This is a genomic window from Jannaschia sp. S6380 (genome assembly GCF_023015695.1).
In the GTDB taxonomy this organism is placed as follows: Bacteria; Pseudomonadota; Alphaproteobacteria; order Rhodobacterales; family Rhodobacteraceae; genus Jannaschia.
Genome location: NZ_JALKAS010000001.1, coordinates 411,736 through 438,727 on the forward strand (window position 1 = coordinate 411,736; position 26,992 = coordinate 438,727).

At 66.2% G+C, this 26,992-nt stretch carries 25 protein-coding genes and 1 pseudogene; 13 read left to right on the forward strand and 13 right to left on the reverse strand.

Going from position 1 to position 26,992, the window contains the following annotated elements:
• Positions 1 to 21: 21 nt before the first annotated feature.
• Positions 22 to 2,691: an ATP-binding protein gene (locus MWU52_RS02195; protein WP_246948898.1), complete on the forward strand. Its 2,670-nt coding sequence runs from the start codon at positions 22 to 24 to the stop codon at positions 2,689 to 2,691.
• A 7-nt stretch (positions 2,692 to 2,698) separates the two neighbouring features.
• Here the strand turns inward: MWU52_RS02195 and MWU52_RS02200 are convergent, their stop codons facing one another.
• Positions 2,699 to 3,289, reverse strand: coding sequence for a gamma-glutamyl kinase (locus tag MWU52_RS02200; protein WP_246948900.1), 591 nt, complete (start codon positions 3,287 to 3,289; stop codon positions 2,699 to 2,701).
• 182 nt (positions 3,290 to 3,471) lie between these two features.
• Here MWU52_RS02200 and recA point away from each other — a divergent pair, with 182 nt between their 5' ends.
• Positions 3,472 to 4,542, forward strand: a complete 1,071-nt coding sequence (gene recA / locus MWU52_RS02205; protein WP_246948902.1) for a recombinase RecA — start codon at positions 3,472 to 3,474, stop codon at positions 4,540 to 4,542.
• 156 nt (positions 4,543 to 4,698) lie between these two features.
• Positions 4,699 to 7,347: an alanine--tRNA ligase gene (gene alaS / locus MWU52_RS02210; protein WP_246948904.1), complete on the forward strand. Its 2,649-nt coding sequence runs from the start codon at positions 4,699 to 4,701 to the stop codon at positions 7,345 to 7,347.
• An 11-nt stretch (positions 7,348 to 7,358) separates the two neighbouring features.
• Here the strand turns inward: alaS and MWU52_RS02215 are convergent, their stop codons facing one another.
• From MWU52_RS02215 to MWU52_RS02260, 10 genes and pseudogenes are all read right to left on the reverse strand, one after another.
• Positions 7,359 to 7,688 (reverse strand): SMR family transporter, encoded by a 330-nt coding sequence (locus MWU52_RS02215; RefSeq protein ID WP_246948906.1) that lies wholly within the window; start codon positions 7,686 to 7,688, stop codon positions 7,359 to 7,361.
• A 2-nt stretch (positions 7,689 to 7,690) separates the two neighbouring features.
• Positions 7,691 to 8,341: a YitT family protein gene (locus tag MWU52_RS02220; RefSeq protein WP_246948913.1), complete on the reverse strand. Its 651-nt coding sequence runs from the start codon at positions 8,339 to 8,341 to the stop codon at positions 7,691 to 7,693.
• 59 nt (positions 8,342 to 8,400) lie between these two features.
• A complete protein-coding gene (locus MWU52_RS02225; RefSeq protein ID WP_246948915.1) occupies positions 8,401 to 10,659 on the reverse strand; it encodes a xanthine dehydrogenase family protein molybdopterin-binding subunit in 2,259 nt (752 codons plus the stop codon).
• Entirely contained in the window at positions 10,659 to 11,660 is a 1,002-nt protein-coding gene (locus MWU52_RS02230; RefSeq protein ID WP_246948917.1) for a xanthine dehydrogenase family protein subunit M, read from the reverse strand. The genes MWU52_RS02225 and MWU52_RS02230 overlap by 1 nt, the downstream gene beginning before the upstream one ends.
• A gap of 4 nt (positions 11,661 to 11,664) precedes the next feature.
• Positions 11,665 to 12,141: a (2Fe-2S)-binding protein gene (locus MWU52_RS02235; protein WP_246952718.1), complete on the reverse strand. Its 477-nt coding sequence runs from the start codon at positions 12,139 to 12,141 to the stop codon at positions 11,665 to 11,667.
• Between the two features lie 34 nt (positions 12,142 to 12,175).
• Positions 12,176 to 12,340, reverse strand: a pseudogene (locus MWU52_RS18075) (hypothetical protein); the annotation flags it as partial.
• Positions 12,341 to 12,405: 65 nt separating this feature from the next.
• Entirely contained in the window at positions 12,406 to 13,614 is a 1,209-nt protein-coding gene (locus MWU52_RS02245; protein ID WP_246948919.1) for an NADP-dependent isocitrate dehydrogenase, read from the reverse strand.
• A gap of 125 nt (positions 13,615 to 13,739) precedes the next feature.
• On the reverse strand, positions 13,740 to 14,306 hold the full coding sequence (locus MWU52_RS02250) for an HD domain-containing protein (protein WP_246948921.1): 567 nt from the start codon (positions 14,304 to 14,306) through the stop codon (positions 13,740 to 13,742).
• The gene (locus MWU52_RS02255) at positions 14,299 to 14,538 is read right to left on the reverse strand and encodes a hypothetical protein (protein ID WP_246948923.1); all 240 of its coding nucleotides are present in this window, start codon (positions 14,536 to 14,538) and stop codon (positions 14,299 to 14,301) included. Before MWU52_RS02255 ends, MWU52_RS02250 begins: the two co-directional genes overlap by 8 nt.
• Positions 14,538 to 15,191: an alpha/beta hydrolase gene (locus tag MWU52_RS02260; RefSeq protein WP_246948925.1), complete on the reverse strand. Its 654-nt coding sequence runs from the start codon at positions 15,189 to 15,191 to the stop codon at positions 14,538 to 14,540. The genes MWU52_RS02255 and MWU52_RS02260 overlap by 1 nt, the downstream gene beginning before the upstream one ends.
• 126 nt (positions 15,192 to 15,317) lie before the next feature.
• Here MWU52_RS02260 and MWU52_RS02265 point away from each other — a divergent pair, with 126 nt between their 5' ends.
• From MWU52_RS02265 to MWU52_RS02300, 8 genes are all read left to right on the forward strand, one after another.
• Positions 15,318 to 15,776, forward strand: coding sequence for an Rrf2 family transcriptional regulator (locus tag MWU52_RS02265; protein ID WP_246948927.1), 459 nt, complete (start codon positions 15,318 to 15,320; stop codon positions 15,774 to 15,776).
• Positions 15,777 to 15,837: 61 nt separating this feature from the next.
• Positions 15,838 to 16,875 (forward strand): aminotransferase class V-fold PLP-dependent enzyme, encoded by a 1,038-nt coding sequence (locus tag MWU52_RS02270; protein WP_246948930.1) that lies wholly within the window; start codon positions 15,838 to 15,840, stop codon positions 16,873 to 16,875.
• Positions 16,872 to 18,383 carry a Fe-S cluster assembly protein SufB gene (gene sufB, locus MWU52_RS02275; protein WP_246948933.1) on the forward strand — a complete coding sequence of 504 codons (1,512 nt, stop codon included), beginning with the start codon at positions 16,872 to 16,874 and terminating at the stop codon, positions 18,381 to 18,383. The genes MWU52_RS02270 and sufB overlap by 4 nt, the downstream gene beginning before the upstream one ends.
• Positions 18,380 to 18,694 carry a hypothetical protein gene (locus MWU52_RS02280; protein WP_246948935.1) on the forward strand — a complete coding sequence of 105 codons (315 nt, stop codon included), beginning with the start codon at positions 18,380 to 18,382 and terminating at the stop codon, positions 18,692 to 18,694. The genes sufB and MWU52_RS02280 overlap by 4 nt, the downstream gene beginning before the upstream one ends.
• Before the next feature lie 35 nt (positions 18,695 to 18,729).
• Positions 18,730 to 19,485, forward strand: a complete 756-nt coding sequence (gene sufC / locus MWU52_RS02285) for a Fe-S cluster assembly ATPase SufC (protein WP_246948938.1) — start codon at positions 18,730 to 18,732, stop codon at positions 19,483 to 19,485.
• On the forward strand, positions 19,485 to 20,738 hold the full coding sequence (locus MWU52_RS02290; protein WP_246948940.1) for a SufD family Fe-S cluster assembly protein: 1,254 nt from the start codon (positions 19,485 to 19,487) through the stop codon (positions 20,736 to 20,738). The genes sufC and MWU52_RS02290 overlap by 1 nt, the downstream gene beginning before the upstream one ends.
• Positions 20,738 to 21,223, forward strand: a complete 486-nt coding sequence (locus MWU52_RS02295; protein ID WP_246948941.1) for a YIP1 family protein — start codon at positions 20,738 to 20,740, stop codon at positions 21,221 to 21,223. The genes MWU52_RS02290 and MWU52_RS02295 overlap by 1 nt, the downstream gene beginning before the upstream one ends.
• On the forward strand, positions 21,216 to 22,436 hold the full coding sequence (locus MWU52_RS02300) for a cysteine desulfurase (protein WP_246948944.1): 1,221 nt from the start codon (positions 21,216 to 21,218) through the stop codon (positions 22,434 to 22,436). Before MWU52_RS02295 ends, MWU52_RS02300 begins: the two co-directional genes overlap by 8 nt.
• A 20-nt stretch (positions 22,437 to 22,456) precedes the next feature.
• Here the strand turns inward: MWU52_RS02300 and MWU52_RS02305 are convergent, their stop codons facing one another.
• On the reverse strand, positions 22,457 to 22,915 hold the full coding sequence (locus MWU52_RS02305; RefSeq protein ID WP_246948945.1) for a YbaK/EbsC family protein: 459 nt from the start codon (positions 22,913 to 22,915) through the stop codon (positions 22,457 to 22,459).
• Positions 22,916 to 22,966: 51 nt separating this feature from the next.
• Between MWU52_RS02305 and MWU52_RS02310 the strand changes: the two genes are divergently transcribed.
• Complete coding sequence (locus tag MWU52_RS02310) at positions 22,967 to 25,693, forward strand: glutamine-synthetase adenylyltransferase (protein WP_246948949.1); 2,727 nt, start codon at positions 22,967 to 22,969, stop codon at positions 25,691 to 25,693.
• Between the two features lie 31 nt (positions 25,694 to 25,724).
• Positions 25,725 to 26,003, forward strand: a complete 279-nt coding sequence (locus MWU52_RS02315) for a hypothetical protein (RefSeq protein ID WP_246948951.1) — start codon at positions 25,725 to 25,727, stop codon at positions 26,001 to 26,003.
• Here the strand turns inward: MWU52_RS02315 and MWU52_RS02320 are convergent.
• A complete protein-coding gene (locus tag MWU52_RS02320) occupies positions 25,976 to 26,977 on the reverse strand; it encodes a GlxA family transcriptional regulator (RefSeq protein WP_246948952.1) in 1,002 nt (333 codons plus the stop codon). The two genes, MWU52_RS02315 and MWU52_RS02320, sit on opposite strands and share 28 nt — an antisense overlap.
• Between the last annotated feature and the right edge of the window lie 15 nt (positions 26,978 to 26,992).

Here is a 26,992-nt window from a genome sequence, read left to right on the forward strand (position 1 = left end):
TAGGCACGAGATTTGGGCGACATGGGACAGACAGTGTTGCGTATGCGGACCGGCTCGGCGGTGTTCCTGATCGTCGCGCTGGGCGCGCTCGCCGTATCGCCGTTGATCGACGTGGGCGTGACACGGACCTTGCTGTTGACGGTCGCGGTCGCATTGGGCGCGATCTTCGTCGCATTGCATCTGACGGCGATGATCATGGCCGGCGCGGCCCGGCGCCGCCTCAAGATCATCATGGAGTTTCTCGAACACGACAGCGCGCCCGGTTTCTGCACCGATGAGACCGGTCGAATCTTCGCGCAGAACCTGGCGGCGCTGGACCGTTTCGGTTCGCATGACGGCTCGACGATGACCCGCGCGTTCGAGCCGCTGTTCGCCAACCCGGACTCGGTTGTGCACCGTCTGCGTTCTTCCGCGCGCGGGCGCGCCTCCGCGCGGGAAGACGTGGTGACCCGGCGCGGCCACGTCCGCGTGGCCGTGCACCGCATCCCCGGCGGGTTCCTCTGGCGCCTGGAGGATCTGGCCGATCGACCGCCGCGTGCGGCCGACGGGATCGGTCTGCCGGTCCTGACATTCGGGCCCTCGGGGACCGTCCTTTACATGAACGAGGTCCTGCGAAGCACGATCGGCCGACGCCCCAACCGCCTGCGCGACCTATTCGAGGAGGTGCCGCTGCAGAACGGCGGCGTGAACCGCTTGATCGCAAAGAACGGACCCGAACCTGTCCGTACGGTCCTGTCGGAACCGGTCAACGGCCGATCCGAGGTGTTCATTCTCCCGGCCGGCGAAAGCGCGGATGGCCGTGTGGCCCTGGATGCCCTTCCCGTGGCACTTCTCCGGCTCGACGGGGAGGGGCGCGTGATCTTCGCGAACCGGCTGGCCCGCGACCTGCTTCCCGCGACGTCCGGGCCGGGGGAAACCCGGCTTGCCGCCATGGTCGAGGGGCTGGGGCGCAGCATCAAGGAGTGGGTCAGCGAAGCCGCCGCCGGTCGCGGCCTCTACCGCGCGGAGGTCGTTCGCATCACCGGCGCCGAGGTGGAGACCTATCTCCAGATCACCCTCGGCCGGCCACTCGACGAGAGCGATGGCAGCCTGCTTGCTGTGCTGAGCGACGCGACCGAACTCAAGACGCTCGAGGCGCAATTCGTCCAGAGCCAGAAGATGCAGGCGATCGGCCAGCTTGCCGGCGGCGTCGCGCATGATTTCAACAACCTGCTCACCGCCATCTCCGGCCATTGCGATCTGCTGCTTCTTCGCCACGACGAGGAGGATGACGACTACGCGGACCTGATGCAGATCACCCAGAACGCGAACCGTGCCGCGGCCCTGGTGGGACAGTTGCTGGCCTTTTCGCGCAAGCAGACCCTGCAGATGCAGCCGATCGATCTGCGCGACACGCTGAGCGATCTGGCGCATCTTCTCAACCGTCTCGTCGGCGACAATGTCGGTTTGCGCCTGGAGCACGACCCCGCCCTGATCCCCGTCCGCGGCGATCGCAGGCAGTTGGAACAGGTGCTGATGAACCTGGTCGTGAACGCGCGCGATGCCATGCCCGACGGCGGCGAGATACTGATCGAGACGAAGTGCCGGTTCCTGGACGAGCCGATGATGCGCGACCGGGTCACGGTCCCGGCGGGGCAGTATGTCGTGGTCCGCGTCAGCGACCAGGGGCGGGGCATTTCGGCCGACAACCTCGCACGGATCTTCGAGCCGTTCTTCACCACGAAGCGGCCAGGCGAAGGCACCGGGCTGGGTCTGTCGATGGCATACGGCATCATCAAGCAGTCGGGTGGCTATATTTTCGCCGACAGCACCATCGGCAAGGGCACGCGGTTCAGCCTTTATTTCCCGGCCATGGCCGGCGATGCGGAGATCGTGGAGATCGACGCGCCCCCGCTGCCGCTGCCGCTGCCATTCCCGCATCTGACCGATCAGGACTATCAGCCCGATCTGGCTTATCCCGATCTACGCGACCTGTCGGCACTGTCCGGGGCAGGTGCGATGGCCGGCTCTGGGTCTGACCGGCGTACTGCGACTTCGGTATCGAAAGGGTCGAGCGAGGCCGCGGTTCCGGCGGAAGACGTGGATACCGACGGCGATGGTCCCTGCGCAGGCGAGGCTGAACCTGCGCAGGCGATCGTGCCGGACGGATCGCCCGAAGAAGCCGTTGATCGACTGCTCGAAACCGTATCCGGCGGGGTGGGCGCCGGATCGGAGAACCGGCCGGCGGAGATCGAGATGGCGACGGGCGAGGCCGATGAAGATCTATCCGGCGGAGAACGGGGTGGCATCGACCTAAGCGGTGTGGATATCGAACCGGACAAGCCCGAACGTCCCCTGGTGCTTCTGGTCGAGGACGAAGCGCCGGTTCGGGCGTTCGCATCTCGGGCGTTGCGTCTGCGGGGATATGACGTGGTCGAGGCGGAAAGCGCCGAGGTCGCGCTGGAGCGTCTGACCGACGCCGATCTGGCAGTAGACCTCTTCGTGACCGACGTGATGATGCCCGGCTTGGATGGCCCGACCTGGGTCCGCGAGGCATTGAAGACCCGCCCCGACGTTCGCACGATCTTCATCTCGGGCTACACGCAGGATGCATTGTCGGAAACAAGCATTCCCGTTCCCAACGCGATCTTCCTGCCCAAACCGTTCTCGCTCAACGATCTGACGCGCACAGTGGAGCGGGCGCTCGAGTAACATGGGATCAGTGCGAGCGGCCGCCGATTGCCTCCCAAAGATCGAAGTCTTTTGCCCGTTCGCGCCTCAAGCTCTCCAGAACCCGGGGCGACAGGAGAGCGTCCCGCATCGGCGAGACATTGAGGCGAGGAAGGTCGATTTCGGCTCGAAGACGCTCCTCGAGAAACTGCCGGAGGCCGTTCGGGTCCTCGTGCCGAAACAGATGATCGACGCCCCCGGCCAGGAATGACGCCTGGGAGCCGACCCTGGCGAAGGGCGGCGGCTCGGGCGCGAGATAGGCATCGACGAAGGCATCGAAATCCACGCCCGCCGTCGATGTGGCCTGTCCGGAAAGTGCGGGGCGGCTGCGGTACCGAAACCAGCTGGACAGCCACGAGATCGGTTCGCGCATCACCGCGACCTTCTGGAGCGGGCGGCGCCCTTTCTGTTCGAAGAACGCCCGAAGTTCGCGATCGTATTTCGCCACGGTGCAGTGCTTCATTCCCGGCGGATTGACGATCGCCGCGTCAGCCATATGCCCGACTGCCTTCTCGACTGCGGTGGTTCCGGTCTTTGGAACCGCGAATAGAACGAAGTGATGCTTCCAGAATACGAGCATTGTTGCGGATTCATCTTTCGATCCGGATCGATAACCTTTTCGTAACCATCAGGCGAGAAAGTGTCCACGAGCCTCCGGGCTTGCAAATGTTCCATCAATGTTCCATATGCGGGAACAAGAACGAGACGTGAACGAAACTCAGATTGCCGCCTCTGCGGCAGCATGCAACAAGGGCCGAAATCATGGCAACGGCGAACCTACTCGACATGGCGGACAAACGCAGCGCAGACAAGCAGAAGGCGCTCGATAGCGCGCTGGCGCAGATCGAACGGCAGTTCGGCAAGGGCTCGATCATGAAACTGGGTGGGGACAACGTCCTGCCTGAAATCGAGGCGACGTCGACCGGATCCCTCGGGTTGGACATCGCGCTGGGCATCGGCGGATTGCCCAAGGGTCGGGTCATTGAAATCTACGGTCCGGAATCGTCGGGAAAGACGACGTTGACCCTTCACGCCGTGGCCGAGGAGCAGAAGAAGGGTGGCGTCTGCGCTTTCGTCGACGCGGAACACGCGCTGGATCCGCAATACGCGCGCAAGCTCGGCGTCGATCTGGACGAGTTGCTGATCTCGCAGCCCGACACCGGCGAACAGGCACTGGAGATCGTGGATACGCTGGTGCGTTCGGGCGCGGTCAACATGGTCGTCGTCGATTCGGTTGCCGCCCTGACGCCGAAATCGGAACTGGAAGGCGACATGGGCGACAGTTCCGTCGGCGTTCATGCGCGCCTGATGAGCCAGGCGATGCGCAAGCTGACCGGCTCGATCAGCCGCTCCAAGTGCATGGTGATCTTCATCAACCAGATCCGGATGAAGATTGGCGTGATGTTCGGCTCGCCCGAAACCACGACGGGCGGCAACGCGCTCAAGTTCTACTCATCCGTGCGGCTCGATATTCGCCGTATCGGCTCGATCAAGGATCGCGACGAGGTGGTTGGAAACACCACCCGGGTCAAGGTCGTCAAGAACAAGGTCGCCCCCCCGTTCAAGCAGGTCGAGTTCGACATCATGTATGGCGAAGGCATTTCGAAAATGGGCGAGCTTCTCGATCTCGGGGTCAAGGCCGGGGTGGTCGAGAAGTCGGGCGCCTGGTTCAGCTATGGTGACGAACGCATCGGCCAGGGTCGGGAGAATTCCAAGACGTTCCTGCGGGAGAATCCGCAGGTCGCGATGGAGATCGAGGACAAGATCCGTGCGGCGCATGGTCTGGATTTCCAGATGACCGAGACCGACAAGGACGACATTCTCGACGAATGATGTCCGGCTGCGATCGCGCCCCGGGTTGCGATCTGAGGTCGGCTCCAGGGCATTTCGGGCGCGTTCGGAAGCGGGCCGCCCGCTTCGCCCCCGCCTGCGCTTGTCGGCCACACGGCGCGGCGATAGGTAGGCCCGCGCAAGCGCAGGGGAACGGACATGGCCAGTTTGAACGATATCCGAACGACGTTTCTGGACTACTTCGAGGGAAACGGTCACGCGCGGGTGGATTCCAGCCCGCTCGTCCCGCGCAACGATCCGACCTTGATGTTCGTCAACTCTGGCATGGTCCAGTTCAAGAACGTCTTCACCGGCGTCGAGCATCGCGACTACGATCGGGCGACGACGGCGCAGAAATGCGTGCGCGCGGGTGGCAAGCATAACGACCTCGACAATGTCGGATATACGGCGCGTCATCATACGTTCTTCGAAATGCTGGGAAACTTTAGCTTCGGTGACTACTTCAAGGCGGATGCCATTCCGTTCGCCTGGGAGTTGATTACGCGGGAGTACGGGATCGACCCGAAACGCCTGCTGGTCACGGTCTACCAGACCGACGACGAGGCGGCCGAGATCTGGAGAAAGGTCGCCGGCTTGCCGGACGAACGGATCATTCGCATCGATTCCGACGACAACTTCTGGCGCATGGGGCCGACCGGCCCCTGCGGTCCCTGCACCGAAATCTTCTACGACCATGGCGATCACATTCCGGGAGGCCCGCCCGGAAGCCCCGACGAGGATGGCGACAGGTTCATCGAAATCTGGAACCTCGTCTTCATGCAGAACGAGCAGTTGCCCGATGGAACGATGCGACCACTCGACATGCAGTCGATCGATACCGGCATGGGTCTGGAGCGTATCGGCGCGCTTCTGCAAGGCAAGCACGACAACTACGATACCGATCTGATGCGGGCCCTGATCGAGGCGTCGGCGCATGCCACGTCGACCGATCCGGACGGCCCGCAGAACGTCCACCACAGGGTCATTGCCGACCACCTTCGCTCGACCAGCTTTCTGATTGCGGACGGGGTGATGCCGTCGAACGAAGGTCGCGGATACGTGCTGCGCCGGATCATGCGGCGTGCCATGCGCCATGCGCATCAGGCCGGTGCGAAGGATCCGGTGATGCATCGCCTCGTGCCGGCGCTTGTTCAGCAGATGGGACAGCACTACGGCGAACTGGTCCGCGCCCGGCCGTTGATCGAGGAGACGCTGCGCAACGAGGAGGAGCGGTTCCGCACCACGCTCGACCGGGGCCTTCGTCTGTTGGAGGACGAGGTGGCGCGGCTGCCGGAAAGCGGTGAGTTGAGCGGAGCCGCGGCGTTCAAGCTTTATGATACCTATGGTTTCCCCCTCGACCTGACCCAGGATGCACTGCGCGAGCAGGGCCGTTCGGTGGACGTCGAAGGGTTCGACGCGGCAATGGCCGAACAGAAGGCGCGTGCCCGCGCTGCATGGTCGGGCTCGGGGGAGCAGGCAGATGCGGCGATCTGGTTTGACTTGGCCGACAAGCACGGCACGACCGAATTTCTGGGCTACGACACCGAGACGGCTGAGGGAGAGGTGCTTGCGCTCGTGTCCGATGGGGCCGAGATGGCGGAGGCCAAGGCGGGCGAGAAGGTTTCGATTGTCCTGAACCAGACACCTTTTTACGCCGAGGCGGGCGGTCAGGTCGGCGACACGGGCGTTGTCCGAACGGATACCGGGCGCGCGGTCGTGACCGACACACGCCGCTCGGCGGGCATATTCATGCATATGGCCGAGATCGAGGAGGGCACAATCCACCCCGGCCAGGCGGCCGAACTGCTTGTCGATCACGTCCGGCGCAGCACGATCCGGGCCAATCACTCCGCGACCCATCTGCTGCACGAGGCGCTGCGATCGACGCTTGGCGAACACGTGGCGCAGCGCGGCTCGCTCAATGCGCCGGATCGCCTGCGCTTCGACTTCAGTCATGGCCAGGGCCTTACGCCCGAACAGCTGGCTCGTGTCGAGGCGGAGGTGAATAGGTACATCCGTCAGAACTCCGAGGTTTCGACCCGGATCATGGACCCGGATGCCGCGCGCGAACTGGGGGCGCAGGCCTTGTTCGGTGAAAAATACGGCGACGAGGTACGGGTCGTCTCCATGGGGTCGCGCGAAGGATCGGGAAAGGGCACGGACAAGCGCACCTACTCGATCGAACTTTGCGGCGGCACGCATGTCGGTCGAACCGGCGAGATCGGCGCTTTCGTCACGCTGGGCGATCAGGCCAGCAGTGCGGGTGTGCGTCGGATCGAAGCTCTGACCGGCGAGGCGGCGCTGGCCCATCTGCAGGCGCAGGACCGCCGGGTCTCGGAACTGGCCAACCTGTTCAAGGCGCAACCTGACGAAGTTCCCGCGCGTGTACGGTCGTTGATGGATGAGCGCCGCGCCCTGCAGAACGAGATCGCACAGCTTCGCCGTGACATGGCCATGGGTCAGGGGGTAGAACCAAAGAATATCAATGGATTGTCTTGCGTTCTTCAGGTTATTTCCGGCGTCTCCGGAAAGGACTTGGGGCCGATGATCGACGCGCAGAAGACGGCGCTCGGATCCGGGATCGTTGTGCTGATCGCGGATACGGGTGCGAAACCGGCGGTGGCGGCAGGCGTGACGTCGGACCTCGTCGACCGGATCTCGGCGGTCGATCTGGTCAAGGCTGCGGTCGCGGCGCTCGGCGGGCGAGGCGGCGGGGGGCGTCCCGAGATGGCACAGGGGGGCGGTGCCGATATCGGTCAGGCCGAAGCCGCGCTGTCGGCGGCGCGCGAGGTGATCGACGCCGCCTGAACCTCGCCGCGTCAGTGTCCGGTCGTTCCGGAGAAGAGTTGCATGACCATGATCCCCGCGACGATCAGGGCGATCCCGATCAAGGCGGGGGCATCGAGCCGCTGCCCGAAGGCCAGCCATCCGATGCCTGCGATGAACACGATGCCCAGCCCGGACCAGATGGCATAGGCCACGCCGACCGGGATCGTGCGCAGAACCTGGGCCAGCAACCAGAACGATGCGGCGTAGGCGAGACCGGTCATGACCGAAGGCCACAGCCGCGTGAACCCGTCGGAGATTTTGAGAGCCGTCGTGCCGATCGTCTCGGCCGCGATGGCGAGGATGAGGTAGAACCAGGGCATCGTCAGCGTCCGATATACCGGTCGCGGCGGTGATTGACCGCGATGATCAGGTTCACGATCACGGCCCCGAGCAGGGACACGATCACCAAGTCCGGCTGCAAGAGCATGAAGGCGGCCGCAAACAGGACGACGTCGAAGCCCAGCTGCACCCAGCCCGCCCGGATGCCGGCCCTTTCCTGCAGCCAGAGCGCCAGGATGCCGATGCCGCCAAGCGACGCGCCGTGGCGGAAGATGACGATCAGGCCCATGCCGATCACGGCGCCGGACAGGGCGGAAGCGACCAGTGGCTCGACGTGTTCGAAGGTCAGCACAAGGGGCAGGCCCCAGGACATCACGGAGACGAGCGTCACGGCCACGACGGTGCGGGCCACGAAGCGGGGCCCCATGCGCATCCAACCCAGGATGTAGAACGGCAGGTTCAGGACGAAGAACCACAGGGCGAAGGACAGATCGGTCGCGTAGCTAAGCAGGACGCCCAACCCCGCCGTCTGCCCCGTCACGAGATTCGCCGCCGTCAGGAATTGAACGCCAAGCGCGCAAAGCAGCGTTCCCAGCAAAAGGGCCTGCGCATCCTCGGCGAGGGTGTGGCGGATGCCGTCGGGGGCAGGGCGATGCGGCTCGCGCGCGCCGGCGGGTGGGGTGCTGCGTGACATGCCCCCGGGGTTAGGCAAGCGGTTCGGGGCTGTCCAGACCGGACGCCCCGGACCGCCCCTCAGACCAGATCGGAGATGCGCATGGGCAGGCGCCGCAACCGCTTGCCCGTCGCGTTGTAGATCGCGTTGCCGATGGCAGCCGCCGTGCCGACGATCGACAGCTCTCCGATGCCCTTCACGCCCAGCGGGTTCACATAGTCGTCCTGCTCCTCCAGCATCTGTATCTGGATCTGGCGGATATCGGCATTCACCGGGATCAGGTATTCCGCGATGTTGGCGTTCAGGAACCGGGCACGGGGGATGTCGGTCTCGGTCACCTCATGCAGGGCGGAGCCGATGCCCCAGACCATCCCGCCCAGAAGCTGGCTATGCGCCGTCTTGCGGTTCAGCCAGGTCCCGGCCGCGAAGGCGCCGTGCAGACGCGGCACCCGGATCTCATGCGTCCAGCGGTGGATCCGCACTTCGACCATCTCGGCGCCGAATGCGAACATCGCGTGTTCCGGGGTGACCGGACCGGCGACGCCGTATCCACCCGCATAGGTCGCGCGGAGCGCCTGATCGGTCAGCGCAGGATGGCGGTACTGCCCTTCGGCTTCCAACTCGCCCATGGGCGTGGAGGCAAGCGCCTCGACGAGCGGTTGGCTCCGGCCGTCCGGGCCGCGCAGCACGCCATCGTCAAGTGTCACCGCCTCGGGGGACAGTCCCGCAAGCGGTCCTTCGGACTGGGCCACGACCTTCTCGATGACGCCGCGGGCCACGTTCAGGCACGCCAGGTGCACGGCCGACCCGGCCGAGGCGGCCGTAGTCGACCCGCCGGAGATGGGGGCCAGCGGCAGGTCCGCCTCGCCCATCACGACGTCGACCGCCTCGACTGGCAGGCCCAGCCGCGCGGCCGCGATCTGCGCCATGATCGTGTAGGTGCCGGTGCCGACGTCATGCGCTGCCAGCTCGACATATGCGTGCCCACTTCCCTGCATCCGCACCCGCGCGGAGGAGGGCGAAATGTTCGTCGGATAGGTCGCCGTGGCGCAGCCATAGCCCACCATCCAGTCGCCGTCGGTCATCGCACCGGGCGCGGTCGCGCGGTCGGCCCAGCCGAAGCTGTCGGCGACGGCGTCATAGCTCTCCATCAACGAGCGGGAGGAAAAGGGTACCCCTTCGACCGGATGCGTGTCGGTGTCGTTCATGCGCCGGAACTCGACCGGGTCCATGCCGAGCTTGTCGGCCATCTCGTCCATCGCGGATTCGAGCGCGAAGAAGGTCTGCATTTCGTTCGGCGCCCGCATGAAACCGCCCGAATTGGTGTCGGATCGTGCCAGCCGCTGTTCGGTATGAATATTGGGGCAGGCATACATGGCGCGTGTCATGTGCGTACCGGGGTTGACCACGGCATCGAACTGCGAGGTCTGCGCGATCTCGATATGCTCGAAGGCCGTCAGCCGGCCGTCGGCATCGGCGCCCAGGCGGAACTTCTGCACGGATTCCGGGCGGAAGGTGGCGACGGTGTACATCTGGGGGCGCGTCACGATCAGGCGGACGGGGGCACCGACGCCCTTGGCCGCCGCGATCGTCAGCATCGCGTAGGTCGTGATCCCGGCCTTCGACCCGAAGGCGCCGCCAACGAACGGAGAGATGACGCGTATCGACGTCTCGGGCAGGCCGTAGGCCCGCGCGATGCCGCCCCGCAAGGTGCGCACCGATTGCGACGGCATCCAGAGCGTCAGACGGTCGCCGCGCCATTCGGCGGTGGCGGCGAACATCTCCATGGGGTTGTGATGCTGGAACGGCGTCTCGTAGGTCGCCTCAAGGGTCTGCGCAGCCGCGGCCAGACCCGCCTCCAGGTTGCCCTTCGTAACCGTCATCCCTTTCTTGTCACCCTCGGCGCCGACGATGAAGCTCTCCTCGGGGTTCATGTGGATCTGGGCCGGTGCGGACTCATAGGTGGCGTCGATCAGCTGCGCGCCGCGCCGGGCGGCGGCAGCGGTTTCAGCCACGACATAGGCGACCGGCTGCCCGGCATATCTGATCTCCGTCCCGTCCATCGGCCAGAAGGACGCGGCCCCGGGGCCCCCGGCGTAGAAGCCCTTCGGCGTCTGGTAGTCGGGAATGTTGGAGTGCGTGAAGACGGCCACGACGCCGGGTTCGGCCTCGGCCCGCGAGGTGTCGATGGAGGTCAGCGTCCCGACGGCGACGTCGGAGGTAGCGAGCGCCCCGTGCAGCATGCCCGCAGGCGTGACGTCGGCGGCGTAGGTGGCGCTGCCGGTGACCTTGCGGCGCGCATCGGTGCGGGTGACCGCCGTGTTGATCGTCTGGGCCATCATTCACCTCCGGTCGCGCGGGATTTCGCGGTCATGAGTGCGCCGGCGACGACATCCGCGCCGAGCGGTATCTTGTAGGCGGAGCCTTCGAGGGGTTCTGCCGACTGAAAGGCCAGGCGCCCCGCCTCGCGGGCGGTCTCCTCGGTCAGGGGGCCGCCGCGGAGCATGTCCTCGGCCTCCGTCGCGCGCCACGGAACCGAGGCGACGCCGCCCAGCCCGATGCGCACGTCGCGGACGGTGTCGCCGTCCATCTCCACGCCGACGGCGGCCGAGGCGCTCGCGAAGGCATAGCTTTCACGGTCGCGCGCCTTGAGATAGTGGCTGGCGCGCATGGCGGGGATGATGGGCAGGGTAATCTCCGTGACGATCTCGCCGGGTTGCAGGATGGTCTCGACCTCGGGGCTGTCGCCGGGCGGAACGTGCAGATCGGCGAAGGCGATGGTCCGGCCCCCGCCCGGGGCGCGGGTCGTCACTTCGGCGTCGAAGGCCACGAGAGCCTGCGCGAAATCGCCCGGATACATCGCCACGCAGGCGTCGGAGCCGCCAAGGATCGCATGCATTGCCGTCTCACCGCCATCGAGGGCGGCGCATCCCGATCCCGGTGCGCGCTTGTTGCACTGCGAATAGGCGGTGTCGCGGAAATAGGGGCAGCGTGTTTGCTGCAGGATGTTGCCCCCCAGCCGGGCGACGTTGCGCAACTGCGCGCTTGCCGCCTTCCAGAGTGTCTCCGACAGGGCCGGGAACGTCGCGATCACGGCGGGGTCGTCGGCGACCGGCGCCATCCGCGCCAGCGAACCCAACCGGATGATGTCCGATCCGACCTCATGGCCGTCAAGGCCGGGCAGGCCAGTGATGTCGACCAGCATGTCGGGGTCGCGGACGCCGATCTTCATCAGGTCGACCATGGTCGTGCCGCCCGCCAGAAAGTGGGCCCCATCGGAGGCTGCGGCGTCAATCGCATCGGCGATCGCGGTGGGGTGGGTATAGGCGAAGTTCTTCATGCGCTCATCCCTCCCGTCCGTCGCGGACCTGTTCGATCGCGGCGACGATGTTTGGATAGGCACCGCATCGGCAGAGGTTCCCGCTCATGTATTCGCGGATCTCGGCAGCGTCGCCCGCATGCCCCTCCTCGATGCAGCCGATCGCCGAAAGGATCTGTCCCGGAGTGCAATAGCCGCATTGGAACGCGTCGTTCTCGGCGAAGGCGGCCTGCATCGGGTGCAGATCCGCGCCCGGGTCCGCCAGACCTTCGACAGTCACCACCTCGGCCCCGTCGGCGGTCACGGCCAGCGAGAGGCACGAATTCATCCGCACCCCGTCCAGCAAAACGGTACAGGCGCCGCACTGGCCCTGGTTGCAGCCGATCTTGGTGCCGGTCAGGCCCAACTTGTCGCGCAGCGCCTCCACCAGGGTGGTGCGCGGCTCTACCGAAAGGGTCCGGCGCTTGCCGTTCACGGTCAGCGTTATCGGCCGGGGGGCCATGGCATCTGAGGGATCGGCGGTCTGGGCCTGCGCGCGTCCCGCGGCGCCGACGGCGCCGGCCGCGGCGCCGGTGCCCTGCAGGAAACCCCGGCGCGACAGGCCGGGCGGATTGGGTCGGGTGTCCTGGGGCATGCGTCCTCGCTTTCGGCTGGGATCTCAGTGGTGCAAAGGACAGTAGTGCGCGCCCGACGGACGTCATGGGCGGGCGCGCGATTTTTCAGATGGAGCCGATCCGGCGCGAGACGTCGGAACGGGCCCGGCGCGTCAGAGCGCCTTTTGCAGGTTCTCGTCGATCTTTTCGAGGAAACCCATCGTCGTCAGCCACTTCTGGTCCGGTCCGACCAGCAGGGCGAGGTCCTTGGTCATGTGCCCGGACTCCACCGTGTCGACGATGACCTTTTCCAGCGTCTCGGCGAAGGTCTTAAGCTTCTCGTTCCCATCCAGCTTGGCGCGGTGCTTGAGGCCCCCGGTCCAGGCGAAGATCGACGCGATCGAGTTGGTCGAAGTCTCCTTGCCGGCCTGATGTTGGCGGTAGTGGCGGGTGACGGTGCCGTGCGCGGCCTCGGCCTCGACGATCTTGCCGTCGGGCGTCATCAGCTGCGACGTCATCAGGCCGAGGCTGCCGAAGCCCTGTGCCACGGTGTCCGACTGCACGTCGCCGTCGTAGTTCTTGCAAGCCCAGACATAGCCGCCGGACCACTTCATCGCGGCGGCCACCATGTCGTCGATCAGCCGGTGTTCGTAGGTGAGGCCGCGCTTGTCGAACTCCTCCTTGAACTCGGCCTCGAAGATCTCCTGGAAGATGTCCTTGAAGCGTCCGTCATAGGCTTTCATGATCGTGTTCTTGGTCGACAGGTAGACCGGATAGTTGCGCGCCAGCCCGTAGTTCAGCGAGGCGCGGGCGAAGTCGCGGATGCTGTCGTCGAGGTTGTACATCGCCATCGTCACGCCCGAACCCGGCGCGTCGAAGACCTCGTGCTCGATCGTCTCGCCATCCTCGCCGACGAACTTGATCGTCAGCTTGCCCTTGCCCGGAAAGCGGAAGTCGGTGGCGCGGTACTGGTCGCCGAAGGCGTGGCGGCCGACGATGATCGGCTGGGTCCAGCCGGGCACCAGGCGCGGCACGTTCGAGCAGATGATCGGCTCGCGGAAGATGACGCCGCCCAGGATGTTGCGGATCGTGCCGTTGGGGCTGCGATACATGCGCTTGAGGTTGAACTCCTCCACGCGCGCCTCGTCGGGGGTGATCGTGGCGCATTTCACGCCTACGCCGACCTCCTTGATCTTCTCGGCGGCATCGACCGTGATCTGGTCGTCGGTGTCGTCGCGCGCCTCGATCCCCAGATCGTAGTAGAGCAGATCGATATCCAGATAGGGCAGGATCAGCTTTTGCTTGATGAAGTCCCAGATGATCCGCGTCATCTCGTCGCCGTCCAACTCGACGACGGGGTTCTCTACCTTGATCTTGCTCATGGGGGCCTCCGCCAATGGATGTCGCGCGCGTCCTAACGCATGTCCGGGGCGGGGGCCAGTGGTATGCGACGGGATACCGAATACCCGGTCGTGGCAACATTGAACCGGCGTGGGTCGCGGCCGCCTCAGGCCGCGAAGAAGCGCGCGATCCGGGGTGACAGCCAACTCCAGAGGTCGGGCGCACCCCGGGCGATGCCGGGGCCGACGCGCGTGCGCACCTGCGCCTCGGTGACGTCGTAGTCGCTCCAGCTGCCGCCGCCGTTGGCGAGATTCAGGTTCGGCGGCTGGAAGCGGTCCAGTGCCTTGGCAAAGATCGCATCCGGCGTTTCGGCCGCCTCGAACTCGTCCCAGAGCGCGCGGAACTCGGCCGCCTGGGGTTTGGGCAACAGGGCGAAGATCCGGTCGGCGGCGGCAAGCTCCGCCTCGGCCTGGGCGTCGGTTTTGCCGAAGATCGGGGCATCGCCCGCGTCGATCTCCACCAGGTCGTGCAGGATCAGCATCCGCACCACCCGGTCGATCCGAACGCCCTCGGGCGCATGCGGGGCCAGGACCATCGCGAAAAGGGTTAGGTGCCAGCTGTGTTCGGCGCTGTTTTCGGCCCGCGATCCATCGACCAGCCGGGTGGCGCGGATGACCGACTTCAGGCGGTCGGCCTCCAGCAGGAACGCCATCCGGTCGTCGATGTCAGCCATCGGCGTCCGATGTGCCGGCGGCGTATTCCTCGATCCGCTGCTTCAGCATCCGGTCGGCACGGATCGCCGCCTGCTGGACGCGGACCGAAGTGACGAACGCCTCCTGCAGGGTTTGCGAACTGTCGCCCAGGGACTGTGACATCAAGCGGATGATATCGTTGTCCCCCGTCTTCTCGACATGGGCGATGACGCGGGCGGCCAGCTTGTCGGCAAGATCGTCGGCCAATGCCATCAGCGCGTCGTCTCCGTCAGACGGCGCGAGACGTAGTCCCTGACGCTCGCGATCATGGGATCCATGTACGGATCTTCGAAGAAATGGCCCGCGCCCTCCATCTCCTCATGGGTGATGGTGATGCCCTTCTGCTCGTGCAGCTTGTTCACCAATCCGACGGTATCGGCCGGGGGCGCAACGCGGTCGGATGCGCCGTTGATGATCAGCCCCGAGGAGGGGCAGGGCGCGAGGAAGCTGAAGTCGTAGCGGTCAGCCGGCGGCGAGACCGAGATAAAGCCGGTGATCTCCGGTCGGCGCATCAGAAGCTGCATACCGATCCAGGCCCCGAAGCTGAACCCCGCGACCCAGCAATGCTTGGCGTTCGGGTTCAGCGCCTGCAGATAGTCGAGCGCCGAGGCCGCGTCCGACAACTCGCCGATGCCCTGGTCGTATTCGCCTTGGCTGCGACCCACGCCGCGGAAGTTGAACCGAAGGACGGTGAAGCCCAATTCGAGAAAAGCGTAATGCAGGTTGTAGACGACGCGATTGTTCATCGTGCCACCGAATTGCGGGTGCGGATGCAGCACGATGGCGATGGGGGCATCCTTGACCTTCTGCGGGTGATACCGTCCCTCAAGGCGGCCCTCGGGGCCGGGGAAGATCACTTCGGGCATGGTCGCTCCTGTCGCTGGCGTATGTTGACGCGGGAAGGGGGCGGGCGATAATGCCGCCCGGACCGCCGTTTCCCACGGTTGCGTCGAGGTAAGCCCTGTGCGCGGGGGCGTCAATCGGAGGGTCGCATGAAGCTGAGCACCAAGGGCCGCTATGCGATGGTGGCACTGGCCGATCTGGCGCAACAGCCGGCGGACGCGACGACCTCGCTGGCCGAGATATCGCGGCGTCAGGACATCTCGCTGCCTTATCTGGAGCAGCTATTCGTCAAGCTGCGCCGGGCCGGGCTGGTCGAGTCGATCCGCGGGCCTGGCGGCGGGTATCGCCTGGCGCACGCAGCCTCGGAAATCCGCGTCTCGGATGTGCTGGAAGCGGTGGACGAAACCGTCAACGCATTGCACACCGGCGCCGGCGCATCGGGCGGCTCGTCCGGCTCCCGCGCGCAGAGCATGACGAACCGGCTGTGGGAATCGCTTTCAGCGCATGTCTACGTGTTCCTGCACCAGACGCGGCTGTCGGACGTGGTGAGCAACGGTCTGGTGCCGTGCCCGGCGGTGCCGAGCCTGTTCGAAATCGTCGACGAATAGGGGCGGGCGGGGGCAGCCCCTCGCACCTCCCGGAATATTTGCGAAACGGAGAAGGGGCGGCATGGCCGAGCGGGTCTATCTCGACTGGAACGCGACGGCGCCGCTGCGCCCGGAGGCGCGCACGGCGATGATCGCCGCGATGGACGTGGCGGGCAATCCCTCGTCGGTGCATCTGGAAGGGCGCGCGGCGAAGGGATTGGTAGAGCGGGCGCGGGCGCAGGTGGCGGCGGCGTTCGGTGCATCTGCTTCGGACGTGGTTTTCGTGTCGGGCGCCACGGAGGCGGCGGCGCTGGCGATGGCGGGGCGCGACCTGGCCTCGGCCCCGATCGAGCACGAAGCGGTCGCGGCCTGGGGTGATGGCACCTTGGTGGTGGGGGGCGACGGTCGGGTGGCGGTGCGGGACCCTTCGCGCACGGCCCTGCAGCTGGCCAATTCCGAGACGGGCGTGCTGCAGGAGCTTCCCGATGGCCTGGCCGTCAGCGACATGACCCAGGCTTTCGGAAAGATGTCCTGTGCCTTCGACTGGTCGGGGGTCGAGATGGCCCTGATCTCGGCGCACAAGCTGGGCGGGCCGAAAGGGATCGGCGCGCTGGTCCTGCGTCGCGGCGTCGAGGTTACCGCACGTATCCGGGGCGGGGGGCAGGAGATGGGGCGTCGATCGGGGACCGAGAACATCGCCGGCATCGCGGGTTTCGGCGCGGCGGCGGAGGCTGCGGCAGGGGATGTGGAACGGGACGCATGGAAGAGGGTTGCCGAACTTAGAACTTTTCTAGAAACAAGTCTTGAGGGCGCGGACAATCCGACTATTTTAGTCGGAAAGGAATCGCGGCGCCTGCCGAACACGTCCTGCCTGGTCACGCCGGGATGGAAGGGCGAGACGCAGGTCATGGCGCTGGATCTGGCCGGTTTCGCGGTCAGCGCGGGGTCGGCCTGCTCCAGCGGGAAGGTGCGGGAAAGCGCCGTCCTGCGGGCCATGGGATTTGGGCCGGGCGAGGCGGATTGCGCGATCCGCGTGAGCCTCGGACCCGACACGACGGAGGAACAGGTGGCCCGGTTCGTACACGCGTTCCGCAGGCTGCGAGACAGGAGACGGACATGACCGCACTCGACGAGATCAACGTGAAGGAAGGCGTCGACGCCGAGACCGTCGAACGGGTCAAGGCGCTGTCGGGCACCTACAAGCACGGCTGGAACACCGAGATCGAGATGGAATACGCCCCCAAGGGGCTGTCCGAGGATATCGTGCGCCTGATCTCGGCCAAGAACGAGGAGCCGCAATGGATGACCGACTGGCGCCTGGAGGCCTATCGCCGCTGGGTTTCCATGAAGGAGCCCAAATGGGCGATGGTCCAGTATCCCGAAATCGACTTCCAGGATCAGTACTATTATGCCCGTCCGGCCTCGATGACCGAAAAGCCGAAATCGCTGGACGAGGTCGATCCGAAGCTGCTGGAGACGTACAACAAGCTGGGCATTCCGCTGAAGGAGCAGGCCATCCTGGCCGGGGTGGAACCGTCGCCGGATGATCGCCGCGTGGCCGTCGATGCCGTCTTCGATTCCGTCAGCGTGGGCACCACCTTCAAGGCGGAACTGGCCAAGGCCGGCGTGATCTTCTGCTCCATCTCCGAGGCGATCAAGGATCACCCCGAACTGGTGAAGAAGTATCTGGGCTCGGTCGTGCCGCAGTCGGACAACTACTATGCGACGCTCAACTCGGCGGTCTTTTCAGACGGGTCCTTCGTCTACATCCCCAAGGGCACGCGCTGTCCGATGGAACTGTCGACCTATTTCCGCATCAACGCCGAGAACACCGGCCAGTTCGAACGCACGCTGATCATCGCCGAGGAAGGCTCCTACGTCTCCTACCTGGAGGGTTGCACTGCGCCGCAGCGCGATGTGGCGCAGCTTCACGCGGCGGTGGTTGAGATCGTGGTGCTGGACGATGCCGAGGTGAAGTACTCGACCGTCCAGAACTGGTATCCAGGCGACGAGCAGGGTCGTGGCGGCATCTACAATTTCGTCACCAAGCGGGCGGATTGCCGGGGTGCGCGGTCCAAGGTGATGTGGACGCAGGTCGAGACCGGCAGCGCGGTGACGTGGAAATACCCGTCCTGCATCCTGCGGGGCGACGACAGCCAGGGCGAGTTCTATTCGATCGCGATCGCCAACAACTTCCAGCAGGCCGACACGGGCACCAAGATGGTGCATCTGGGGAAGAATACGAAGTCGCGGATCGTGTCGAAGGGCATCAGCGCGGGCAAGGCCCAGAACACTTATCGCGGGCTGGTCTCGATGCACCCGCGGGCGAAGAACTCGCGCAACTACACGCAGTGCGACTCGCTTCTGATCGGGTCGGAATGCGGGGCGCACACGGTTCCCTACATCGAGGTGAAGAACAACTCCTCGCGCGTCGAGCACGAGGCGACGACATCCAAGGTGGATGACGACCAACTATTCTACTGCCGCACCCGCGGCATGGACGAGGAAGAGGCGGTGGCCCTGGTGGTCAACGGCTTCTGCAAGGAGGTGCTGCAGGCCCTGCCGATGGAGTTCGCCATGGAGGCGCAGCAGTTGGTCGCGATCTCGCTGGAAGGGTCGGTGGGGTGAGCGGGCCGAACAAATCAATCGACGATCTGGACCGGATGGGGCGGGACGCGGCCGCGAAGGCGCGCCACGTCAATCGGACGATGAACGGGGCTGCGCCCGCCGAGATCCGTGAGGGTTTGTCAAACATGGGCTTGGATAACGGCGTCCACGTTCCGTTCCGCGTGATCCTCCTGATTGTCGCCATCCTGGCGGGCGGGGCCGCGGGCTACATGCTGGGCGGCGAGGTCGGGATGTGGATTGGGTTGGTAGCCGCGACGGCGCTTGGGTTCGGATTGGTCGCGCTTGTGGAGCGTCGGGCGGGACAGAAGTGAATATCGCGCCGCAAGGCACTGACGAGGAATAAAAAATGCTTGAGATCAAGAACCTGCATGCGAAGCTGCCCGACGAGGGGAAGGCGATCCTGAAGGGCGTCGACCTGACCGTCGAGGCGGGCAAGGTGCACGCCATCATGGGGCCGAACGGGTCGGGGAAATCGACCCTGTCCTACGTGCTGTCCGGCCGTGACGGATACGAAGTCACCGAAGGGTCGGCCGCGCTGGAGGGCCAAGACATTTTGGAGATGGAGCCCGAGGAGCGCGCCGCCGCGGGTTTGTTCCTGGCGTTCCAGTATCCCGTCGAGATCCCGGGCGTCGGCAACATGACATTCCTGCGTACCGCCGTGAACGCGCAGCGCAAGGCGCGCGGCGAGGAGGAGCTGTCGGCGGGCGAGTTCCTCAAGGTGATCCGCGCCAAGGCGGCGGATCTGAAGATCGACGCCGAGATGCTGAAGCGGCCCGTCAACGTGGGCTTCTCGGGCGGCGAGAAGAAGCGCAACGAGATCCTGCAGATGGCCATGCTGGAACCGAAGATGTGCATCCTGGACGAGACCGACTCCGGCCTCGACGTCGATGCGATGAAGTTGGTTGCCGACGGCGTGAACGCGCTGCGCGGCGAAGGGCGCGGCTTCCTGGTCATCACGCATTATCAGCGACTTCTGGATCATATCCGACCGGATGTCGTGCACATCATGGCCGATGGTCGCATCGTGAAGTCCGGCGGGCCCGATCTGGCGATGGAAGTCGAGACGAACGGCTATGCCGGCATCGTCGAGGGGGCGGCCTGATGGCGGCCGATCCCAAACGCGCCGCGACCGACGAGCGCCTGGCCGCGCTGACATTGCCCGAGGGTGGCGGTTGGCTCGGTGATGCCCGCCGGGATGCGCTGGGCCGATTGCAAGCCGTGGGCCTGCCGGGCCGTCGCGACGAATACTGGCGCTATACCGACCCGACCCCGCTGACCGCCGCCACGCCGATGCTTACGACTGCCGCCCCGGCGGAGGACCCGTTCGGCGGCCTCGACGCCTTCTTGGTGACGATCGACGACGGTGTGGTCACGCTGGGGCGCGATGTGCCCGACGGGTTGGAGGTGACGACGCTTTCGCAGGCTGCGACTGCCGACATTCACTGGGCCCGCGACCTGTATGGCGTGTTGGAGGCGGCCGGCTCGCGTCCCGTGTCCCGCCCGCTGGCGATGCTGAACTCCGCCTTCGCGTCGGAGGGCGTCGTCATACGCGCCACCGGTTCCGTCACGCGGCCGATCCATATTCGCACGAATGGGTCGGGTGATCCGATCTTGCATCATTGCATCCGCGTCGATGCGGGGGCGTCTCTGACCATCCTTGAGTCCGGCACCGCCGGCGCGCGCTCGAACATCGCGGCCGAGATCGACGTCGCCGAAACCGGCGCCTTTCACCACGTGCGGATCGACGGCCCGGACCCGGCACGTCACGTGAACACCAACACCTTCGCACGTCTTTCGCGTGAAAGCGTGTTCAAGTCCTTCATCCTGTCGGCGCATGGACAGTTGACCCGGAACGAGACGGTCCTGACCCTGACCGGCGACGACGCGCAGGCGCATGTGGCGGGCGCTGCGTTCGGGCGGGACGAATTCCACCATGACGACACCGTCTTCGTGACCCATGACGCGGTGAACTGCGAAAGCCGGCAAGTCTTCAAGAAGGTCCTGCGCGACGGCGCGACCGGCGTCTTTCAGGGCAAGATCCTGGTGAAGGAGGGTGCGCAGAAGACCGACGGCTACCAGATCAGCCAGTCGTTGCTGCTGGATGATGACAGCGTGTTCCTCGCCAAGCCCGAACTGGAGATCTACGCCGACGACGTGGCCTGTTCGCACGGGTCCACGACCGGGGCCATCGATCCGACGGCGCTGTTCTACCTCCGGTCGCGCGGGGTGCCGGAAAAGGCGGCGACGGACCTCCTGGTGCTGTCCTTCCTGGCCGAAGCGGTCGAGGAGATCGCCGACGAGGCCCTGCGCGCATATGTGGCCGACCGCATGGCGGACTGGCTCTCCCGCGGCTGATGTCGGTCACGCGCGACATTCCGCGGGCGTGGCTGCGGCCGCGGCAGGTCATGGCCGAGCACTTGTCCCGTGGCGTGCGCGACGACACGGCCTTCGTATTCCTGCTGACCGGGTGCCTGATCGTGTTCGTCGCACAGATGCCGCGCCTGTCGCGGCAGGCCCACCTGACGGGCGAGGATTTCGTGATGCTGATGGGCGGAACGTTGATGGCCTGGGTCTTCGTGGCCCCGCTTCTGTTCTACGTCATCGCCTTCGCCAGCCACCTCGTGACGCGCGCGTTCAGGGGGCGGGGCGATCCGCTCGGCGCCAGGATTGCACTGTTCTGGACGTTGCTGGCGATCAGCCCGGCCATGCTGCTCCATGGGCTGACGGCCGGTTTCGTCGGCCCGTCGCCCGCACTGACCCTGGTCGGAATCGTCGCACTCGGCGGTTTCGTCTGGATCTGGCTCAATTCCCTCTACATCGCGGAGTATGCCCGTGTTTGACATCGACGCCGTCCGCGCCCAATTCCCGATCCTGTCCCGGCAGGTGAACGGCAAGCCGTTGATCTATCTCGATAATGGCGCATCGGCGCAGAAGCCGCAGGCCGTGCTCGACACCATGATGCGCGCCTATTCCGAAGAATATTCCAACGTCCACCGCGGGCTTCACACCCTGTCGACCATCTCGACGGAGAACTACGAGGCGGTGCGGGGCAAGGTGGCCCGTTTCCTGGGCGCACCCGCCGAGGACCAGATCGTGTTCACGACCGGCACGACCGAAGCCATCAACCTCGTCAGCTACGCCTGGGCCGCCCCGCGGCTCGAGGCGGGCGACGAGATCGTTCTGTCGGTGATGGAGCATCACGCGAATATCGTCCCATGGCATTTCCTGCGCGAACGCCTCGGCGTCAAGCTGGTCTGGGTGGAGACCGACGTGATGGGCGCCCTCGACCCGCAGGCCGTTCTGGACGCTGTCACGGACCGGACAAAACTGATCGCGGTGACGCATCTGTCGAACGTGCTGGGCACGGTGGTCGACGTGAAGGCCATCTGCGACGGTGCGGGGGCGCGGGGCGTGCCGGTGCTGATCGACGGCTCGCAGGGGGCCGTCCACTTGCCGGTGGACGTGGCAGATATCGGCTGCGACTTTTATGCCGTCACCGGGCATAAACTATACGGACCAAGTGGTTCCGGCGCGATCTTCATCCGACCGGAACGCATGGCCGAGATGCGACCGTTCATGGGCGGCGGCGACATGATCCGCGAGGTTCACCGCGATTCCGTCACCTGGAACGACCCCCCGATGAAGTTCGAGGCCGGGACCCCCGCGATCGTGGCCATCATCGGGTTCGGCGCCGCGCTCGACTGGATGATGGACCTTGGGATGGAGCGCATCGCCGAACACGAGGAGCGGTTGCGCGACTATGCGCGCGACAGGTTCGCGGGCTTGAACTGGCTGCACATGCAGGGACAGACGCCCGAGAAGGCGGCCATCTTCAGCTTCACGCTGGAGGGTGCGGCCCATGCCCACGACATCTCGACGGTTCTGGACAAGAAGGGCGTGGCCGTCCGCGCCGGACATCACTGCGCCCAGCCCCTGATGGAACATCTGGGCGTGACCGCGACCTGCCGCGCGAGCTTCGGCGTCTATAATACCGAAGCCGAGGTCGACGTTCTGATCGACGCGTTGGAGTTGTGCCACGATCTGTTTTCGTAGAGGTACTTGTCGGATTACGTTTACGTAAACTCAGCAACGATGGCACCCGTGATCCGCTGCAGCGCGTCGGGCGCGATTGGAAATACGTGCCGCGGCGTGCCGGCCGCGGCCCAGACGATATCGAAGGTCAGAAGGCGCGGATCCATCCAGACGGGGCCGGGCGTCAGGTGCCCGATCGGCGCGACTCCCCCGATGGCAAAGCCGGTCAATCGCCGCACCATTTCGGCGTCCGCGGGCCGCAGGGTGGCGCCGGCATGGTTCGCCGCCTTTTCGGGATCGACGCGGTTGCCGCCAGCGGTCAGGAAAAGGGCGCAGCCTTCGTGGAGGCCGAAGACGATGGATTTGACGATCTGATCGGTCACGCATCCGACGGCCTCGGCCGCCTGGCGCGCGGTGCGCGTCTGGCCAAGTTCGACGGGCTCGGCGGTCTGCCGGGCCGCGCGCAGGGCGGCTTCGACACGGCGAAGGCTCTTGCTCATCGGGCTCCGGTTCCGGTTGACGGCGACGGGCGCAGGTGACCTGATCGCGGCATGTTTTGCAACCGGCTGACCCGTGTCCCGATCCCGTTCGACCCCGAGGCCGGGCGCGCCGCCACCTCCCTTCTGGGCCCGCCGACCGATGTCCTGCCGCTGATTGCGGGGGCGGCCGGGTGCAGCCCGTTCCTGGCGCGCGCTATGGAGCGGGAGCGTGACTGGCTGGCGGAGATCTGGGACGCGGACCCGGTCGCGACCCTGGACCGCCTTCTGTCCGACATGTCCCGGATCGAGGGGGACCCGATGGCGCCGCTGCGCCAGGCCAAGCGACGGGCGGCAATCCTCGTCGCGCTGGCGGAGCTTGGGGGCGTCTGGCCGGTGATGGACGCGACCGCCGCATGGACCCGGTTCGCCGACGCGGCCCTGCAGGCTTCGCTCACCTACGCCCTGTCGCGGCACGCCCGTGGGCCGGTGTCCGGCGATGGCGGGCTGGTGGCCTTCGCGATGGGCAAGATGGGCGCGTTCGAGTTGAACTATTCCAGCGATATCGACCTGATCCTGCTGTTCGACGAAAGCCGCTATGACCCGGCCGACTACGGCACCGCGCGGGCCATCCTGTTGAAGGTGGCCCGGCTTGCCATGGCGCGAATGTCCGACATCACGGCCGAAGGCTACGTCTTCCGCACCGACCTTCGACTGCGTCCAGACCCTGGCTCCACACCGATCGTCCTGTCGATGGAGGCGGCGGAGCGTTACTACGAGGCGATGGGACGGACGTGGGAGCGGGCCGCCTGGATCAAGGCCCGGCCGGCCGCCGGCGCCATAGCCGCGGGCGAGGGGTTCCTGGCCCGCCTCAAACCCTTCGTCTGGCGGCGCCATCTAGATTTCGCCGTGGTGGAGGAGGCGTTCGACATGCGACGCCGAATCCGGGATCACAAGGGCCTCGCCGGCAAGCCCGAGTTGCCGGGATACGACATGAAGCTCGGGCCGGGCGGCATCCGCGAGATCGAGTTCCTGACCCAGACGCAGCAGATCATTGCCGGCGGTCGCGATCGGTCGCTGCGCGTACGCGGGACGCTTGAAGGTCTGGACCGGCTGACCGACGCAGGGTGGGTCGAGCCCGCCGATCGCGACGTGCTGCAAGACAACTATCGCCATTTCCGGTCGATCGAGCATCGGATCCAGATGGTGCAGGACGCGCAGACGCATCGACTGCCGAGGGAGGCCGAAGGGCTCCGGCGGATTGCCTGTTTCATGGGGGGGGCGGACGCGGCGGCCTTCGCCAGCGACCTGCGCGCGCGGCTGGATGCCGTATCCGCGATCACGGATCCATCGCTTGCCCATCCCGACGCGGCGGATGGCGGCGAGACGATCGAAGGTGCGGATGCCATCACCGAGCGTTGGATGACCTATCCGGCGCTCCGGTCCGATCGGGCGCGCGCCATCCTTGGCCGGCTTCGCGGCGGCCTGATCGACGCGCTGGCCAAATCGTCCCGCCCGCCCGAGGCGCTGGCCGCCTTCGACGCATTTCTGCGCGGGCTTCCGGCCGGCGTCCAGATCCTGTCCCTTTTCGAGGCGAACCCGCGTCTGGTGGCCCTTCTGGCGGACATCTGCGCCACCGCGCCCGATCTGGCGCGGCACCTTTCGGCGAATGCGGGTGTGCTGGACGCGGTAATCGACGGGTCCTTTCTGGCCGCCCTGCCGTCGCGCTGGACCCCGCCCGAGACCGATGGCGATTTCGAGGACGGTCTGGAGGAACTGCGCCTTTGGCATCGGGAGGCGCATTTCAGGATCGGCGTCCATCTGTTGCGGGGGCTCGTGACCCCGAACGAGGCGGGCCTAGCCTATGGCGCCCTGGCGGAAGCCACGCTCAAGCGCGCCTGGACGCTGGCCGAGGCGGAGACGGAGCGGCGATACGGGCGGGTCCCCGATCTTGTCCTTGCCGGGTTGGGCATGGGATCGCTGGGCGTCGGTCGGCTGACGGCGCGGTCCGATCTCGACCTCGTGATCCTGCATGATGGCGCCGCCGAGGGGGCCGTTTCGGACGGGCGGCGCAGCCTGGGTGCGGCACAATGGGCCGCACGGTTCACGCAAGTCCTGATCACCGCGCTTTCGGCGCGGACCGGGGCCGGGCGCCTGTATGAAGTCGATATGCGGCTGCGCCCGTCGGGCAAGCAGGGGCCGGTAGCCACACCCTTGACCGGTTTCGCGCGCTATCAGGCCGAAGATGCTTGGGTCTGGGAACACATGGCCTTGACCCGCGCGCGTCCCCTGGTGGGGGATGCGGACCTGTGTGCCAAGGCCGAAGCCGTCCGCACAGACGTGATCGGCCGGAGCCGGTTCGACCGCGCGGCCGTCCTCGCGGCGCTTTCGGAGATGCGGCGCCGGTTGCTGGAGGCCGGCCGCAGGGGCGGGGGGCTGTCGGTCAAATCGGGTCCAGGGCGGATGCAGGACATCGAACTGGCCGCGCAGGCCCACGCCCTGATCGGGTGCTGCGTCATGCGCGGCGCGGCCGAACATCTGGACGCGTCCGGATGGTTGCTCGCGGAGACCAGGGCCGAACTGTCCGAAGCGCATCGCCTGATGTCGGATGTGCAGCAGGTTCTGCGCCTGATTACCGATGCCGATCCGCCCGGACAGCTCGGCGCCGGCGGATCGGAGTTCCTGGCCCGCACGTTGGGTCGCGATGATGTCGAGGCCGTGGCGGCGGCCTGCGATGCCGCGGCCGAACGGGCGGCCGAATTGATATCCGCGGCACTGGACCGGGCCCGGGCGGAGGGCTAGCTGGGAGCTGGACGCGGCGCGGAGGACCACGATGCCGAAAGATGGAAGCGGGCCCGACGATCCCAAGGCGCTGATCGCGGATGCCTACCGGATCGAGGGGATCGACAAGGCCGAATGCCGGTCCGTCTTCCTGGACTGGGCGCTGAGCGTGCAGGGCGACCCGCAGGAGATCATCCCGCGCCTTCTGGCCGGGCGGCCCGACCATCCGATGACCGATGTCCTGCGCGAGGGGTTGGGCCAGACCGCCAGGCGCGGCCGACGCGGCGGGCGGGCCGCCCGCGTTCAGGCATGCGTGCCGCGTTCGCGGTAGGGGGTCGTGCCGTAATGCGCGCGATAGCATTTCGAGAAGTGCGACGGTGACGTGAACCCGCAAGCCAGCGCCACGTTGATGATGGACATGTCCGTCTGCATCAGCAGGTTGCGCGCCTTGGCCAGTCGCAATTCCATGTAGTACCGCTTGGGGCTGCGGTCGAGGTAGCGTCGAAACAGCCGTTCCAGCTGCCGCGTCGACATGCCCACCTCGGCGGCGAGGGTGGCGGGGCTGACAGGGTCTTCGATGGCGTGCTCCATCTCGCGGATGACGCGCGCAAGTCGCGGATGCCGGACGCCGATGCGCGTGGGGATGGACAGGCGCTGCGTGTCCTGATCCGTCCGGATCGCGGAATAGATCAGCTGGTCCGCGACGAGGGCCGCCAGGTCCTCGCCGAAATCGCGCGCGATCAGGTGCAGCATCAGGTCGACCGATGCGGTCCCGCCGGCGGTCGTGACGCGCTTGCCGTCGATGGAGAAGATCGACTTGGTCAGCTCGATCTCGGGGAACTCCTCGGCGAAGCCGTCGTGGTTCTCCCAGTGGATGGTGGCCCGTTTGCCATCGAGGAGCCCGCTCGCCGCCAGGGTCCAGGCGGCCGTGCATAACCCGCCCATCATCACGCCCTTCCGGGCCTCGCGTCGCAGCCAGGATCGCACCTTCTGCGTCGTGGCGCGCGCGACATCGGTGCCGCCCACCACGAGGACGGTGTCGTCGCGTCCGATCTCCCGCAGGGGTCCGTCCAGGCGGATGCCCGTGCCGGCCGAGCAGGTGACCAACTCGCCATCCTCGCCCAGCAGCGTCCAGGAATAGAGCGACGTCCCCGCGACCCGGTTCGCCAGCCGCAGCGCGTCCAGCGCGCTGGCGAAACACATCAGCGTGAACCGGTCGAGCAGGACGAAGACGAAGTGGTGCGGCTTGTCGGGGGCCGCGACCTTGACCGCCCGCGGCGGCTCGGGCAGCGCCTTGTCATTCATCGCGATTCCCCCTTT

Excerpts from the sequence above, each read along its gene's own strand:
- MWU52_RS02195 (WP_246948898.1), top strand. The coding sequence starts at position 22 with ATGGGACAGACAGTGTTGCGTATGCGGACCGGCTCGGCGGTGTTCCTG.
- MWU52_RS02200 (WP_246948900.1), bottom strand. The coding sequence starts at position 3,289 with ATGCTCGTATTCTGGAAGCATCACTTCGTTCTATTCGCGGTTCCAAAG.
- recA (WP_246948902.1), top strand. The coding sequence starts at position 3,472 with ATGGCAACGGCGAACCTACTCGACATGGCGGACAAACGCAGCGCAGAC.
- alaS (WP_246948904.1), top strand. The coding sequence starts at position 4,699 with ATGGCCAGTTTGAACGATATCCGAACGACGTTTCTGGACTACTTCGAG.
- MWU52_RS02215 (WP_246948906.1), bottom strand. The coding sequence starts at position 7,688 with ATGCCCTGGTTCTACCTCATCCTCGCCATCGCGGCCGAGACGATCGGC.
- MWU52_RS02220 (WP_246948913.1), bottom strand. The coding sequence starts at position 8,341 with ATGTCACGCAGCACCCCACCCGCCGGCGCGCGCGAGCCGCATCGCCCT.
- MWU52_RS02225 (WP_246948915.1), bottom strand. The coding sequence starts at position 10,659 with ATGGCCCAGACGATCAACACGGCGGTCACCCGCACCGATGCGCGCCGC.
- MWU52_RS02230 (WP_246948917.1), bottom strand. The coding sequence starts at position 11,660 with ATGAAGAACTTCGCCTATACCCACCCCACCGCGATCGCCGATGCGATT.
- MWU52_RS02235 (WP_246952718.1), bottom strand. The coding sequence starts at position 12,141 with ATGGCCCCCCGGCCGATAACGCTGACCGTGAACGGCAAGCGCCGGACC.
- MWU52_RS02245 (WP_246948919.1), bottom strand. The coding sequence starts at position 13,614 with ATGAGCAAGATCAAGGTAGAGAACCCCGTCGTCGAGTTGGACGGCGAC.
- MWU52_RS02250 (WP_246948921.1), bottom strand. The coding sequence starts at position 14,306 with ATGGCTGACATCGACGACCGGATGGCGTTCCTGCTGGAGGCCGACCGC.
- MWU52_RS02255 (WP_246948923.1), bottom strand. The coding sequence starts at position 14,538 with ATGGCATTGGCCGACGATCTTGCCGACAAGCTGGCCGCCCGCGTCATC.
- MWU52_RS02260 (WP_246948925.1), bottom strand. The coding sequence starts at position 15,191 with ATGCCCGAAGTGATCTTCCCCGGCCCCGAGGGCCGCCTTGAGGGACGG.
- MWU52_RS02265 (WP_246948927.1), top strand. The coding sequence starts at position 15,318 with ATGAAGCTGAGCACCAAGGGCCGCTATGCGATGGTGGCACTGGCCGAT.
- MWU52_RS02270 (WP_246948930.1), top strand. The coding sequence starts at position 15,838 with ATGGCCGAGCGGGTCTATCTCGACTGGAACGCGACGGCGCCGCTGCGC.
- sufB (WP_246948933.1), top strand. The coding sequence starts at position 16,872 with ATGACCGCACTCGACGAGATCAACGTGAAGGAAGGCGTCGACGCCGAG.
- sufC (WP_246948938.1), top strand. The coding sequence starts at position 18,730 with ATGCTTGAGATCAAGAACCTGCATGCGAAGCTGCCCGACGAGGGGAAG.
- MWU52_RS02290 (WP_246948940.1), top strand. The coding sequence starts at position 19,485 with ATGGCGGCCGATCCCAAACGCGCCGCGACCGACGAGCGCCTGGCCGCG.
- MWU52_RS02295 (WP_246948941.1), top strand. The coding sequence starts at position 20,738 with ATGTCGGTCACGCGCGACATTCCGCGGGCGTGGCTGCGGCCGCGGCAG.
- MWU52_RS02305 (WP_246948945.1), bottom strand. The coding sequence starts at position 22,915 with ATGAGCAAGAGCCTTCGCCGTGTCGAAGCCGCCCTGCGCGCGGCCCGG.
- MWU52_RS02310 (WP_246948949.1), top strand. The coding sequence starts at position 22,967 with ATGTTTTGCAACCGGCTGACCCGTGTCCCGATCCCGTTCGACCCCGAG.
- MWU52_RS02315 (WP_246948951.1), top strand. The coding sequence starts at position 25,725 with ATGCCGAAAGATGGAAGCGGGCCCGACGATCCCAAGGCGCTGATCGCG.
- MWU52_RS02320 (WP_246948952.1), bottom strand. The coding sequence starts at position 26,977 with ATGAATGACAAGGCGCTGCCCGAGCCGCCGCGGGCGGTCAAGGTCGCG.